12 protein-coding genes are annotated in these 14,442 nt (G+C 63.8%); 3 read left to right on the top strand and 9 right to left on the bottom strand.

Going from position 1 to position 14,442, the window contains the following annotated elements; translation table 11 throughout:
* Window positions 1-67 precede the first annotated feature (67 nt).
* The 6 genes from B0G81_RS34545 to B0G81_RS34520 form a co-directional block, all read right to left on the bottom strand.
* A complete protein-coding gene (locus B0G81_RS34545) occupies window positions 68-1,027 on the bottom strand; it encodes an alpha/beta hydrolase (protein WP_134141736.1) in 960 nt (319 codons plus the stop codon).
* A gap of 81 nt (window positions 1,028-1,108) precedes the next feature.
* The gene (locus tag B0G81_RS34540; RefSeq protein ID WP_134141734.1) at window positions 1,109-2,017 is read right to left on the bottom strand and encodes an SDR family oxidoreductase; all 909 of its coding nucleotides are present in this window, start codon (window positions 2,015-2,017) and stop codon (window positions 1,109-1,111) included.
* Between the two features lie 67 nt (window positions 2,018-2,084).
* A complete protein-coding gene (locus tag B0G81_RS34535; RefSeq protein ID WP_134141732.1) occupies window positions 2,085-3,083 on the bottom strand; it encodes an NADP-dependent oxidoreductase in 999 nt (332 codons plus the stop codon).
* Window positions 3,084-3,198: 115 nt separating this feature from the next.
* Window positions 3,199-3,684, bottom strand: coding sequence for a PaaI family thioesterase (locus B0G81_RS34530; protein WP_106281118.1), 486 nt, complete (start codon window positions 3,682-3,684; stop codon window positions 3,199-3,201).
* 394 nt (window positions 3,685-4,078) lie between these two features.
* Window positions 4,079-4,468: a hypothetical protein gene (locus B0G81_RS34525; RefSeq protein WP_116148443.1), complete on the bottom strand. Its 390-nt coding sequence runs from the start codon at window positions 4,466-4,468 to the stop codon at window positions 4,079-4,081.
* A 248-nt stretch (window positions 4,469-4,716) separates the two neighbouring features.
* On the bottom strand, window positions 4,717-6,213 hold the full coding sequence (locus B0G81_RS34520; RefSeq protein WP_134141730.1) for a PLP-dependent aminotransferase family protein: 1,497 nt from the start codon (window positions 6,211-6,213) through the stop codon (window positions 4,717-4,719).
* Between the two features lie 178 nt (window positions 6,214-6,391).
* Between B0G81_RS34520 and B0G81_RS34515 the strand changes: the two genes are divergently transcribed.
* Together B0G81_RS34515 and B0G81_RS34510 are read left to right on the top strand one after the other, a co-directional pair.
* Entirely contained in the window at window positions 6,392-6,766 is a 375-nt protein-coding gene (locus B0G81_RS34515) for a hypothetical protein (RefSeq protein ID WP_134141728.1), read from the top strand.
* A 69-nt stretch (window positions 6,767-6,835) separates the two neighbouring features.
* The gene (locus B0G81_RS34510) at window positions 6,836-7,339 is read left to right on the top strand and encodes an LEA type 2 family protein (protein ID WP_134141725.1); all 504 of its coding nucleotides are present in this window, start codon (window positions 6,836-6,838) and stop codon (window positions 7,337-7,339) included.
* 114 nt (window positions 7,340-7,453) lie between these two features.
* Here the strand turns inward: B0G81_RS34510 and B0G81_RS34505 are convergent, their stop codons facing one another.
* The 3 genes from B0G81_RS34505 to B0G81_RS34495 all read right to left on the bottom strand — a co-directional run bounded on the left by B0G81_RS34505 (window position 7,454) and on the right by B0G81_RS34495 (window position 12,650).
* Window positions 7,454-8,632: an acetyl-CoA C-acyltransferase gene (locus B0G81_RS34505; protein ID WP_106281112.1), complete on the bottom strand. Its 1,179-nt coding sequence runs from the start codon at window positions 8,630-8,632 to the stop codon at window positions 7,454-7,456.
* An 87-nt stretch (window positions 8,633-8,719) separates the two neighbouring features.
* Complete coding sequence (locus B0G81_RS34500) at window positions 8,720-10,804, bottom strand: 3-hydroxyacyl-CoA dehydrogenase NAD-binding domain-containing protein (protein ID WP_134141723.1); 2,085 nt, start codon at window positions 10,802-10,804, stop codon at window positions 8,720-8,722.
* Window positions 10,805-10,964: 160 nt separating this feature from the next.
* On the bottom strand, window positions 10,965-12,650 hold the full coding sequence (locus B0G81_RS34495) for a 3-(methylthio)propionyl-CoA ligase (protein ID WP_134141721.1): 1,686 nt from the start codon (window positions 12,648-12,650) through the stop codon (window positions 10,965-10,967).
* Between the two features lie 202 nt (window positions 12,651-12,852).
* On the opposite strand from B0G81_RS34495, the gene B0G81_RS34490 reads away from it, so the two are divergent.
* On the top strand, window positions 12,853-14,409 hold the full coding sequence (locus B0G81_RS34490) for a protein adenylyltransferase SelO (protein WP_134141716.1): 1,557 nt from the start codon (window positions 12,853-12,855) through the stop codon (window positions 14,407-14,409).
* Window positions 14,410-14,442: the final 33 nt, after the last annotated feature.

Below are 14,442 nucleotides of genomic sequence, written 5' to 3'. Positions count from 1 at the left end.
GCCCTTCGCCGCTCGACATTGACGCTGACCACCAACCGCGCGCCGCCAAGCGCCAGACAAACCGCGTTCACTCCACCCCGAAAGCCGCGCGCAATGCCGCCGCGGCATCCGCGTGCGCCTCAGCGACCTCGGGTACGTAGCCACCCATCTTGAAGAACTCGTGGATCATCCCCGGATAGCGCTTGAGCGTGGCCGCATTGCCCGCGGCACGCAATTTCTCCGCGTAGGCATCGCCTTCGTCGCTCAAGGGATCGTATTCGGCGGTAGCGATCCACGCCGGCGCAACGCCGCTGAAATCGGGCGCGCCACGCTGGCCGTCGAGCGGCGCGAAACGCCAGTCGTCGCGGTCGCTCGTATCGCGCACGTACTGCTCGAAGAACCATTGGATCGTGTCGCCCGACAATAGAAAACCGTCGGCGAGACGCGAGTGCGAATCGGTTTGCTGGTAGCCGGTCGTGCCTGGATAGATCAGCAGTTGCAGGGCGAGTTCGATGTCGGCGTCGCGCGCGAGGACCGCGCAAACCGTGGCCAATGTGCCGCCCGCGCTATCGCCGCCCACCGCGAGCCGGGCTCTGTCCACACCGTATTCCGCCGCATGCTCATGCAGCCAGCGCAACGCGTCGAACGCATCGTCGACGGCCGTGGGGAACTTGTGCTCCGGCGCGAGCCGGTAATCCACCGACAACACCGTGCACTGACCGTCGCGCGCGAACATCCGGCACAGCGCGTCGTGCGTATCGACGCTGCCCACCGTGAAGCCGCCGCCGTGGTAGTACACCAACGCAGGCGCGGGTTCGGCCCAGCTTGGCTCGACCGCTTGATAAAGACGCACGCGAATCGTCGCGCCGTCGCGTGTCGGGATCCTTAGATCTTCGCGCGCGAACATCGGCGCGCTGGCGATCTCCAGAATCGGTGCGCTTTTTTCGTACGAGGCCCGCGCGTCTTGCGCGGTCATTTCGTGAAGCTTCGGGCGTTTGGCCCGCGCGATCATATCGAGCACCTGCTCGATCTTCGGATTCAGCGGCATGGTGCGTCTGATGGCGCATGAGCGCCGAACGTTTGAAAGAGACCGGCGCGATATCGCGCCGCCGATGCGATTAAGATGCGCCTAACCCGCGTTCTTCACTTCCGGCTTGAGCGACATGGGATCGATGGGATTGCGCAACTGCTCGATATCCTCGTGACGCAGCTTCACCGTCGCCATGATGGCCGGATGCGTGACGATATAGAAACGCCGCGCGGCGATCGCTTCGAAGGTGAGGTCGGCGACATCGCCGGCACTCAGCTTGCCCGATTGCACGGCACGCTGCAGTTGCTTGCCCGCGGCGATCTGCGAGCGCGTCGGTCCGCTGTCGTTGCGCAGGTCCGCGGGGCGCGCGCGTTCCGCATCGGCGATGCCGGTCGGCACGAAGGCCGGACACAGCAGCGAACAGCCGACCAGGCCGCCCGCTTCCGCCTCCGCCTCTGCCTCTGCCTGGCCGGCTTGCGCCAACCGCAGGTCGTGATACAGCGTTTCGGTGAGCGACACCACGGCGTGCTTCGACGCGTTGTAGATGCCCATCGCGGGCGGCGACAGCAGTCCCGCGACGGACGCGGTGTTGACGATATGCGCCGGCTCGTTCTGCGCCAGCATGATCGGCGTGAAAACCCGCACGCCGTGCGCGATGCCCATCACGTTCACGCCGAACACCCACGACCAGTCGTTCGCCGAGCTTTCCCACAGGAAGCCGCCCGAGCCCACGCCCGCATTGTTGAACAGCAGATGCACGCGGCCGTAGGCGTCGAGCGCCGCTTGCGCGAGCGCTTCGACCTGCGCCGCGCTGGCGACATCCGTCGGCACGCCGATCGCCTCGGCGCCGTCGGCGCGCAAAGCTTCGACGGTTTGCGCCAGCGCGTCCGGATTGACGTCCGCGAGCACGAGCTTCATGCCGAGCGACGCGCCCTTCTGCGCGAACGCGCGGCCGAAACCGCTCGCCGCACCGGTGATCACCGCCACCTTGCCTGCGAATTCGAACATCGTTTGACTCTCCTGGTTTGATCGGCGTGTTGTGTGATTCGCTTCACGCTGGTGAGCGCCTGCGCGATCAGATCAGCTTGACGAGTTGCTTGCCGAAGTTCTTGCCTTTGAGCAGACCGATAAACGCCTCGGGCGCCGCTTCGAGTCCTTGCGCGATGGTTTCGCGATACTGCAGCTTCTTTTGCGCGACCAGCGTGCCGAGTTGCTTGAGCGCTTCCGGCCACACGTCCATATGCTCGCTGACAATGAAGCCTTGCACGAGCAGACGCTGCGTGAGCATCAGCGACGGATGCTTGAGCGGCAACGGTTCGCCGTCGTAGCCCGCGATAAACCCGCACAGCGCGATCCGGCCGAACGCCTTCATGCGCGCGAGCGTCGCGTCGAGCACGGCACCGCCGACGTTCTCGAAGTAGCCATCCACGCCGTTCGGCGTGACGGCCTTGAGGTCCTGATAGAGATTGCCGGCCTTGTAATCGACGCAGGCGTCGAAGCCGAGCGTCTCCGTTACATAGCGGCATTTGTCCGCGCCGCCGGCAATGCCGACCGCGCGCGCGCCAGCCAGCTTCGCCAGTTGACCGACCACGCTGCCCACCGCGCCGCTCGCCGCGCTGACCACTACTGTCTCGCCCGCCTTCGGCGCGATGATGCGGTTCAGGCCGTACCACGCGGTGACACCCGGCATGCCGACGGGACCGAGATAGGCCGATAAGGGCACATGCGTGTCGTCGACTTTCTGCACGCCGGTCCCGTTCGAAGTGCCGTATTCCTGCCAGCCGAACATCGCGACGACCTTGTCGCCGACCGCGAACTTCGGATTCTTCGACTCCACCACTTCACCCACCGTGCCGCCGATCATCACTTCGTTCAGCGGTTGCGGCGGCGCGTAGGACTTGCTGTCGTTCATACGGCCGCGCATGTACGGGTCGAGCGACAGGTAGTGATTGCGCACGCGCAATTCGCCGTCGGCCAGCGGAGCAAGCGGTGTTTCGACGAGGCGGAAATTATCGGGCGTCGCAGCGCCTTGCGGGCGCGACGCCAGCACGAGTTGACGGTTGATCTGGGGCATGACGATCGTCTCCATGGGTTGCCGATGAATCGGCGAATGATTTGAACAGAGTTTGCGAAGGGAGAAACGGCGCGCGCGTCTCGTTCAGATGCGCACGCGGTTCGCAAGCATGCGCTCAGCCGTCGCTAGGACCCGGTTTCGCCGACGGGTCGCTGCGCAAGCGTTGTTGCGTGATGTCGCGCCCGACGGCGAGGCGCCGCATGTATTTGAAGGTGCCGAGCGCCTTGGCGACGAAGTGGCCTTCGCTGTCGCGGATCTCGCCTTCGCAGTAGGCCATGGTAGTGGAACGGTGCAGCACGCGAGCGCTCGCGCGCAATTCGCCGCGGCCCGGCTGCATGAAGTTGACCTTCATCTCGACCGTGACGACGCCGACGCCGTCGCCGGCCAGACTGCGCGCGGCCATGGCAAGCGCGATGTCGGCCAGCGTCATCGTGACGCCGCCGTGGGCGACGTCCCACGTGTTCATGTGATCGTGCCGCAACGGCAGCACGACTTCGCTGGCGCCGTCCGCGGCCGACAGAAGCTGCGCGCCGAGCCGGTCGACGAACGGGCTCTCGGGCATGGACGCGGCACTCGCGTTAGATGAGGGCGAATCGGTCATGGCTGTTTGCAGATTGAGTGGTCGGTACGTTCGTGAAATTGCCGCGGGGCGCGTGGGGAATCTCCAGCGTTTTGTTCAAGCTCGCCCATTGGCCAAGGCAAACAGCAAGCCTATCAAACTTACGCGTTTGGTGGAGTTTTATCGGGAGGCTCGGGCGGGCAGAAACGGGCCCTTGGCGATGCGGATGAAGGCTCACTTGCGAGCATTGCGCTCTGCGCCAGATACGCCCGTGTTGTCGAAACGACCGGCTGGACTGCTGCCCGATCGGTGCCGGCCACTGACTCCGATCGGGTACAGGTTGCGTAGGCGGCGAATTAGAAGAAGCCTACGAGACGTTCACGAACAGACCTTCAGGATCGGCGCGCGAGCGCGACGCTGAACCGTTTGGTGTTTTCTAATGGCTAAAGTCAGCGCCCAGCCAATCCGCCGCGGTGGTCTTCGCATAGCTGACGGCGTCTTGTGGATCGGGGAAAATGCCAAGCTGGTCCCAGCGCTCTTCGGCGGCAAACGGACCCTTGATGCCAAGCGCTTTCTGAATACTCAACTGCGCCGCGTATCTTCCGTCCTCGAGAGGCCGGGCGGTGGCGACCACCTTGTGCGGGAGTCCTTGCCGCACGGGTTGAATCAGTTCCAGCGGACCGCCGGCAGCGCCAACGTCGATCAGCTCGTTTCGCGTGTTGCAGTCGGGGCAATAGAAGTAGAACGAATTGTGGTCCCGATTCGGTTTGACCTGTTTGCGGGCAAGTACAGCTCGGCACTCGACATTTTCACAAATGAATGGCATATCGTCTCCGTGGTGATCTTCGAGTGGTAACGCGGGGCAGATCGGCATTGCCTTCAAGAAACGATCTGCCAGAAGCAGCCGGTCAGCAATCAGCACATGACCGGATTGCTAATGATACGAAGATGCCAGTCTGAGTGCCTTGCCAGTCTTCCGCGACGCATTGCCGCGAGCCGCTGCGCCAGACGATCCATCAATGATGATCAAAGTAACGTGCTTCTTCAAGCACTTGTAATCGGCGCTGCACCGCATCAATCCGGGTCAGCCGCCATTCGCGCGGCCAGCCGTCCTAACCTGCGCACGGCTTCGTCGGCCAGATCGAGATCCGTGCTGGGCGAACTGAGCCGGATGAAATGATCGAAGCGTCCGCCATTCGAAAACACGGTCCCCGGCATGACGCGAATGCCGTCGTTCAGTGCGGCCTCGAAGAACACCGTCGACGACATGGCATGCGGCAATTCGATCCAGAAAAACATCCCGCCGCGCGGCGGCGTGAAACGCGTGCCGTCGGGAAACGAGGTAGCGATCGCCGCGGCCATCCGTTCGCGCTGAAGCCGCAAGCGGTCGCGCAAACGCCGCAAATGCCGCTCATAGGCGTTCGTTTCCAGAAATTCGGCGAGGACGACTTGCGACAGTTGTTCGTTGTGCCGCGACTGCGCGAACTTCAGCATGCCGATGCGTGGATGCCAGCGTCCGCCGTTGACCCAGCCGACCCGCATGCCGGGCGCCAGCACCTTGTTGAACGACGTGCAGTGAATCACGGTGCCGTCGGTGTCCCACGCCTTCAGCGATCTGGGCGGCTGCGCGGCGTCGGCCAGTTCGCGGTACGGATCGTCTTCGATCAACGGAATGCCGGCTTGCGCGCACAGCTCGACGAGCCGCGCCTTGTGCGTGTCGGGCATCACGCTGCCGAGCGGATTTTGCAGGTTCGGCACCACGACCACGGCCTTGATGTCGGGATGCGTGTGCAGCGCGAACGCCAGCGCTTCGATGGCGAGGCCGGTGGTCGGACTGGCCGGAATTTCGAGCGCGCGCAAGCCGAGGCTTTCGAGCGCCTGCAGCAGCCCGAAAAAGCACGGTGACTCGACCACAACGGTGTCGCCCGGTTGCGTCACCGCCCGCAATGCGAGGTTCACGGCTTCGATGCCGCCGTGAGTCATGATGATGTCGTCGGCGCCGATCTGGATGCCGGCGTCGAGCGCGCGGCGCGCAATGATCGCGCGCAAGGCCGGATCGCCCTGGTCGTGTCCGGCGGCGGTCAGCAAGGTAGGCCGCTTGCGCAACGCGCGCAGCGCGGCTTTCTGCAACGCGTCCGTGGGATACAGATCCGGTGATGCCGTCGCGCCGCCGAGATTCAGCGCGTTCGGATAGCGCTGGAATGTCGCCACGATCGAGGAAATCACCGAGTGAATACCGACGAACTGCGCGGCGCCGGGCAGCGTCGCCAGGTCGGGTTCGGACGCGACCGGCAACGCCGCGGTGGGTGGCACACGCACGAAGTAACCGGCGCGCGGCCGGGCATCGATCAGCGCGTCGCGTTCCAGCACTCGATAGCTCTCTGTTGCCGTCGCGAGACTGACGCCGTGGCGCTGCATGAAGGCACGTATCGACGGCATGCGGTCACCTGGACGCAGCACGCCGCCGCCAATCGCGCGGCGGTATTGATCAGCCAATTGCCGGTAGAGAGGTTGGCTGTCCGGCAGCCGGTCCGCAGGCGCTGCCTGCCGCGTCAGGATGGATTGTGCCATGTGCGGATGGTGCGGACATTTCGCGCGGCGCGACAGATACACATTCGTTCGATTCCGACCGACACAGCGCATTGAAACGCGTTGCTGTACCGGTTCAGATTGCCGGTGGCTGCGGCTGTTGTCACGTGAACGGACTCAATAAGCTGTATGGCATGGAAACGCTTTAAGGGAAACCGCCATGTCAGTCTGTCAATCCCGCTTTGATCCGGCACGCGGCGCGCCTGTTCGCCTCTTCGCCGGTCAGTTGGCCGTGCACGATTTGCGCGCGCGGACCTCGATCGTGGCGGTGGAAGGCGATCTGCAACTCGACTATCGCGATCGCTCGCTCGCATGGCTGGGCGACGCCGTGCCGGTCACGTCGATCGCGTTGCACGAAGGACAGTGCTTCGTGACGCCGCAACGCGGCGTCGTGTCGATCAGCGCCGCGCATGCAAACGCTGCGGCGTTCGTCGTGCAGCCGTGGCGCGCGCGGAAGAACGGTCGAGGTCCGATTCGTGAAGCTCTGCAGCAACTAGCCAGTCTCGTCAAAACACGGCTGCGGCGCGCGGTCTGAAATGCCGTTTGACGCACGGCATGGCCCGGTACAATGCATGACCAAGCCGCTTCTTTCGAGGTGCAGGTCATGTCCTTCTTTCGTACGCTGCTGTCTGGCCGTTCCGTTCGTCTGGCTACGTTTCTCGCCCTCGTCGCACTGACGCTCAACGGTTGCGCCGGCCTGTTCGGCGGCGACCCGGTGCGCGTGAACGTGGCCGGCATCGAACCGATCGATAGCCAAGGCTTCGAGATGCGTTTCAACGTCAAACTGCGCGTGCAGAATCCCAACGATTCCGCGGTCAGCTTCAACGGCGTGTCGCTCGATCTCGAACTGAACGGCAAGCCGTTCGCGAGCGGTGTGAGCGATCAGGTCGGCACCATACCGCGCTACGGAGAAACGGTCGTCAATGTGCCGTTGACCGTGCCCGCTTTCGCCGCGGTTCGCCAGGCCTTCGCCTTCGTGGGCGCCACCGAGTCGGGACAGATTCCGTACATTCTGCGCGGCAAGCTCGCGGGCGGGCTGACGGGCACGACGCGATTCATCGATCAGGGCAGCTTGAGCCTGCCGTCGGCCGGCATGGCTTTGCCTTGAAGCGGATCATCGGGCCAGCCTGCGCCACGCGCGAATAGAAAACGGGTGCCGCATAGTTCAGCGCTTTCGCGCCGAACCACACGGCACCCGCCGTCCACTACCCTTCGAGCCGCGTCACACCACTTCGAACAAACCCGCTGCGCCCTGCCCGCCGCCGATGCACATGGTCACGACAACCAGCTTCGCGCCGCGCCGCTTGCCTTCGATCAGCGCATGGCCGGTCAGCCGCGCGCCCGACACGCCATACGGATGGCCGACCGCGATCGCGCCGCCGTTCACGTTCAGACGGTCTTGCGGAATGCCGAGCTTGTCGGCGCAATACAGCACCTGCACCGCGAACGCTTCGTTCAGTTCCCACAGGTCGATGTCCTCGACCTTCAGACCCGCCTGCTTGAGCAGCTTTGGCACCGCGAACACCGGGCCAATACCCATCTCGTCCGGCTCGCAACCGGCCACCGCGAAGCCGCGGAAAATACCGAGCGGTTGCAGCCCTTCGCGCTCCGCCACCTTGGCGTTCATCACCACGCAAGCCGACGCGCCATCCGAGAACTGGCTCGCATTGCCCGCGGTGATGACACCGCCCGGCAGCGCGGTACGAATCTTCGATACGCCTTCGAGCGTGGTGTCGGCGCGAATGCCTTCGTCGCCGCTAACGGTCACTTCCTTCGTGAAGAGACGCCCGCTCGCTTTGTCGGCGACGCCGGCGAGCACCGTCAACGGCACGATCTCGTCCTTGAACTTGCCGGCTTCGAGCGCGGCCGCTGCCCGCTGCTGCGAACGCGCGCCGTATTCGTCCTGGCGCTCCTTCGAGATCGAATAACGTTTCGCGACGTTCTCCGCGGTCTGCAGCATCGACCAGTAGATTTCCGGCTTGTTCTGGCTGAGCCAGCCTTCGGTCAGCATGTGCTGGTTCATCTCGTTCTGCACGCACGAGATGGATTCCACGCCGCCGGCCACGAACACGTCGCCTTCACCGGCGATCACACGTTGCGCAGCCAGCGCGATAGTTTGCAATCCCGACGAACAAAAACGGTTCACCGTCATGCCCGGCACGCTGACCGGCAAACCGGCGCGCAACGCGATCTGCCGCGCGATGTTCATGCCGGTCGCGCCTTCCGGATTGGCGCAGCCCATGATCACGTCTTCGACCCGTGCCGGATCGAGCTTCGCGCGCTCGACGGCGGCCTGCGTGACGTGGCCGCCGAGCGTCGCGCCGTGCGTCATGTTGAAACCGCCGCGCCATGATTTGGCGAGACCCGTACGAGCGGTCGATACGATTACGGCGTCAGTCATGCATGTCTCCTACTTCCAGATATCGATGATGGCGCGCGAGCGATTCGCCGCACAGCGCCACCTCAGTCAATTCAGCCGCGCTGTAGCTCAGCCGTTGAACCCGCAGCCCTTGGCCGCCAGTTCCGCGATGCTCGGCGCCAGTTGCCACGCATCGCCATTCGGCCGCGCCGCATAGCGGCGAATCGCGCGCTCGACGTTGTAGAGGCCGACCGTGTCCGCGTACAGCATGGGGCCGCCGCGATAGAGCGGGAAGCCGTAGCCGGTCAGATAGACCATGTCGATGTCCGACGCCTTCGACGCAATGCCTTCTTCGAGAATCTTCGCGCCTTCGTTCACGAGCGCGAATACGAGGCGTTCGACGATTTCCTCGTCGCTGATCTTGCGACGCTCGACGTCGGCTTCCTTCGAGAACGCGACGATCATGTCGTCGACCACTTTCGACGGATACGCGCTGCGGTCGCCCGCCTTGTAGTCGTACCAGCCGCCGCCGGTCTTCTGGCCGAAGCGCCCGGTCTCGCAGAGACGATCGGCGATCTTCGAGTAATGCAGGTCAGGCTGTTCCTGGTAGCGGCGCTTACGGATCGCCCAGCCGATATCATTGCCGGCCAGATCGCTCATGCGGAACGGACCCATCGCGAAGCCGAACTTCTCGATTGCTTTGTCGACCTGCGCGGGCAGCGCGCCCTCTTCGAGCATGAAGAGCGCCTGGCGGATGTACTGCTCGATCATCCGATTGCCGATGAAACCGTCGCACACGCCCGAGACCACGGCGGTCTTTTTGATTTTCCTGGCGAGCTTCATGACGGTGGCGAGCACGTCTTTCGCCGTCTGCTTGCCGCGCACCACTTCGAGCAGCTTCATGACATTGGCCGGGCTGAAGAAGTGCATGCCGACCACGTCCTGCGGACGCTTCGTGAAAGCGGCGATCTTGTCGACGTCGAGCGTCGACGTGTTCGAGGCGAGAATCGCGCCTTGCTTTGCCACTTCGTCGAGACGCTTGAACACCTGTTCTTTCACGCCGAGTTCTTCGAACACCGCTTCGACGATCAGATCGGCGTTCTTGAGGTCGTCGTAGGAAAGCGTGGGCGTGATCAGCGCCATGCGCTGTTCGAGCGCTTCAGGCTTGAGCTTGCCCTTCTTGACGGTCGCTTCGTAGTTCTTGCGAATCGTGGCGAGGCCGCGGTCGAGTGCTTCCTGTTTCGTTTCCAGCAGCGTGACCGGAATGCCCGCGTTGATGAAGTTCATCGCGATGCCGCCGCCCATCGTGCCCGCGCCGATTACGGCCACCTGGCCGATGTCGCGCACCGGTGTGTCCGACGGCACGTCGGGAATCTTGCTGGCCGCGCGTTCGCCGAAGAACGCGTGACGCAGCGCGTGGCTTTCCGGCGTCTGCACGAGCGCCATGAAGCATTCGCGTTCGAACGCGAGGCCCTTGTCGAAACCCTTCTGCACGCCCGCTTCCACGGCATCGATGCATTTCAGCGGCGCGGGGAAATTCTTCGCCATCGTGGCGACGGTATTGCGCGCGAACTGGATGAAACCGGCAGCGTTCGGATGCTCGATCTTGCGGTCGCGCACTTTCGGATGCGGGCCTTCTTTCGCGCCGGCCTTGTGGGCGAACGCGAGCGCCGCTTCGGCAAGATCGCCCTGCGCGAGTTCATCGAACAAACCGGAATCGGCGAGTTTCTCCGACATGACCGGCGCACCGGAGACGATCATATTGAGCGCCGCTTCGAGACCAATGGCGCGCGGCAGACGCTGCGTGCCGCCCGCGCCCGGCAGAATGCCGAGCTTCACTTCCGGCAGCGCGATCTGCGCGCCAGGCGCGGCGATGCGGTAATGCGCGCCGAGCGCCAACTCCAGACCGCCGCCCATCGCGACGCTGTGAATTGCCGCCACCACCGGCTTCGCGCTGCCTTCCACAGTCTTGATGACCGTGGCGAGCGTCGGCTCCTGGGTCGCTTTCGGTGTATTGAATTCGGTGATGTCGGCGCCGCCCGAGAAGGCCTTGCCCGCACCGGTCAGCACGATGGCCTTGATGGCCGGATCGTTCTGCGCGCGCTCGATGCCCTCGACGATACCCGCTCGCGTCGACAGGCCGAGGCCATTCACGGGAGGATTGTTTAGCGTGATGACGGCCACGCCGTCATGAGTTGTGTAGTCCACTGCCATCTGCCTGCCTCCATGCGATCCATGCGTGAGGGCGGCAACAGATGCCGCCCATCCGGTTCATCGAGTCGGATCAACGATCCGACCGATTGTCTGTTTTTTCCGGGGTCAGCAGGCAGAATACACAAAAAAGCACGCTCGTTCAATTCGCGTCTTTTTATTTTTAGGCGGGGTTTCCCCTGGCAAGCGGCGTCAACGGACAGTCCTTTTCGTCTTCGAGCGCCGAGGGCAGCACGTGATTGCGGAAAATGTCGCGCAGCTTGAGCTTCTGCAGCTTGCCGGTCGCCGTGTGCGGCAGTTCGTCGACAAACGCGACGTCGTCGGGAATCCACCATTTGGCGACCTTGCCGTCGTAGAAGGCCAGCAACTCTTCACGTGTGACCTCGAAGCCGGGCCGCTTGACGACTACCAGCAGCGGCCGCTCAGTCCATTTCGGATGCGCGCACGCAATGCACGCCGCTTCGGCCACGGCGGGATGCGCGATCGCCACGTTCTCGATGTCGATCGAACTGATCCATTCGCCGCCTGACTTGATCACGTCTTTCGAGCGGTCGGTGATATGCAGAAAACTGTCGCGGTCGATGGTGGCGACGTCGCCGGTGGGAAACCAGCCGTCCACGAGCGGCGAGTCGTCCTTGCGGAAATAGCGGTCGATCACCCACGGTCCGCGCACGTGCAGATCGCCGAACGCCACGCCGTCCCAAGGTAGTTCGCGGCCATCGTCGCCGACGATTTTCATATCGACGCCATACAGCACGTGCCCCTGCTTTTCGAGCAACGCGCGCTGTTCTTCGAGCGGACGCTGGCTTTGTTCCCACGTCAGTTTGGACAGCGTGCCGAGCGGCGACATTTCGGTCATGCCCCACGCATGGATCACCTGCACGCCGTAGTCGTCCTCGAAGGTGCGCAGCATGGCCGGCGGACAGGCCGAACCGCCGATCACCGTGCGATTGAGCGACGAAAACCGCACTTTCGCCTCGCGCAGATAGTTGAGCAGGCCGAGCCACACGGTGGGCACGCCGGCCGAGTACGTGACGCGTTCGCTCTCCATCAATTCGTACAGCGACTTGCCGTCCAGGTCCTTGCCGGGAAACACGAGCTTCGCACCGGTCAGCGGCGCGGCGTGCGGAATGCCCCATGCGTTCACATGAAACATCGGCACGACGGGCAGCACGCAGTCGCGCGCGGAGAGGCTCATGGCGTCCGGCAATGACGCGCCGAACGCATGCAGCACCGTCGAACGATGCGAATACAGCGCGCCCTTCGGATTGCCGGTCGTGCCGGATGTGTAGCACAGGTACGAGGCTTGCCGCTCGTCGAGCGGCGGCCACTCGTAATTGCCGTCCTGCGCGGTGACAAGCGTTTCGTAGCTGAGCGCGGGTGTCTGCATGGCGGGCAAATGCGCTTCGTCGGCGAGCGCGATCCAGCCGCGCACCTTCGGGCATTGCGGCGCGAGGACATCGACGAGCGGTGCGAAGGTGGTGTCGAACAGCACGTAGGCGTCGTCGGCGTGATTGACGATGTAGGCGATCTGATCGGGAAAGAGGCGCGGATTGATCGTATGGCACACGGCACCGAAGCCGGTCGTGCCGTAATACGCTTCCAGATGGCGGTAGCCGTTCCACGCAAGCGTCGCGACCCGTTCGCCGGGTTCGACGCCGAGCGCGATCAACGCTCGCGCAAGCTGCTTCGCGCGCTTCTCGCAATCCCGATAGGTATAGCGATGCAGGTCGCCTTCGATACGCCGCGACACGATTTCGGTGCTGCCGAAATGCCGCGCGGCGTGTGTGAGCAACGAAGGCACGGTGAGCGGCACGTCCATCATCTGGCCAAGCAGCGGCGTCGTCATAAAGAGTGGTCTCCTCGGCTCGATCGTTTCAATTGGTTTTGCAGCTCGGGGGGCGCGCCTTGTCGCGCCTTCGGCGAAAAGCGCAAGGCCGGCGATCGATCTGGACAGGATCTGGACAGGATCGGTACGGGACAGCTGTACGGCCGGCCAGCAGCTCCGCGGGCGCGGACTTACAATATCGGTTAATCCAGAGGCGCTCAACATGTCGTTTTCCCCAAGCATTGCAGGGTTATCCGGGCCTTTGACGGCCCTTTCCGATGCGCTCACCACACTGCACGAGAGCGCGTTCGCGCGGCTCGGCAGCGTGTTTTTGACGCGCTTACCGGCCGCGCCGCTCAATGCGCCGTACCTCGTCGGGTTCTCCACCGAAACCGCCGCGCTGCTCGGTTTGGAGCCGGGTGTCGAGAATGATCCGGGCTTTGCCGAACTGTTTTCCGGCAACCTCACGCGCGAGTGGCCGGCCGCGGCGCTCCCCTATGCGTCGGTCTATTCCGGGCACCAGTTCGGCGTGTGGGCCGGCCAGCTCGGCGACGGCCGCGCGTTGGGTCTCGGCGAAGTCGAACATAACGGCCAGCGCTTCGAATTACAGCTCAAAGGCGCGGGGCGCACGCCCTATTCGCGCATGGGCGATGGCCGCGCGGTATTGCGCTCGTCGATCCGCGAGTATCTGTGTTCGGAGGCGATGCATCACCTCGGCATTCCGACCACGCGCGCGCTGTGCGTGATCGGCTCCGATCAGCCGGTGCGGCGCGAGACCGTCGAAACGGCCGCCGTGGTCACGCGCGTGGCGCCGAGCTTCGTGCGCTTCGGCCACTTCGAGCACTTCTATTCGAACGATCGCACCGACGCGCTGCGTGCGCTCGCCGATCATGTGATCGAGCGTTTCTATCCGCATTGCCGCGAAGCGGACGATCCGTATCTCGCGCTGCTCGATGAAGCGGTCATCTCGACCGCCGACCTGATGGTCGACTGGCAAGCGGTCGGCTTCTGCCACGGCGTGATGAACACCGACAACATGTCGATCCTCGGTCTCACTATCGACTACGGTCCATTCGGTTTCATGGACGGCTTCGACGCCGGCTACATCTGCAATCACTCCGATTCGCAAGGCCGTTACGCGTACAAGATGCAGCCGCAGATCGCCTACTGGAACCTCTTCTGCCTCGCGCAAGGGCTCTTGCCGCTGCTGGGCGAAAAGCACGAGGAAAGCGTGCGCGGCGACAAGGCGATCGAAGACGCGCAACGTGTGCTCGGCGGCTTCAAGGATCGCTTTGCCCCAGCGCTGGAGCGGCGCATGCGCGCCAAGCTCGGCCTCGAAACCGAACGCCCCGGCGACGATACGCTGGTGAATCGCCTGTTCGAAGTGATGCACGCCAATCGTGCGGATTTCACGCTGACCTTCCGCAATCTGGCGCGCGTGTCGAAGCACGACGCGAGCGGCGACACAGCGGTGCGCGATCTTTTTCTCGACCGCGCCGCATTCGACGCCTGGGCGAACGACTACCGCGCCCGGCTGTCCGAAGAAACACGCGACGACGCCGCGCGCGCCATTGCAATGAACCGTGTGAACCCCAAATTCGTACTTCGCAACCATCTGGCGGAAACGGCGATCCGCCGCGCGAAAGAGAAGGATTTTTCCGAAGTGGAACGACTGGCGGCCGTACTGCGCCGTCCGTTCGACGAACAGCCCGAGCACGAAGCATATGCCGGTCTGCCGCCGGACTGGGCGAACTCGCTGGAAGTGAGCTGCTCGTCGTGACGCGTTAAACGACTTCTGTTTGTGCGTAGTGAT

This window comes from Paraburkholderia sp. BL6665CI2N2, assembly GCF_004366535.1.
Lineage (GTDB): Bacteria > Pseudomonadota > Gammaproteobacteria > Burkholderiales > Burkholderiaceae > Paraburkholderia.
This window is presented reverse-complemented; position numbering and strand designations above follow the sequence as displayed.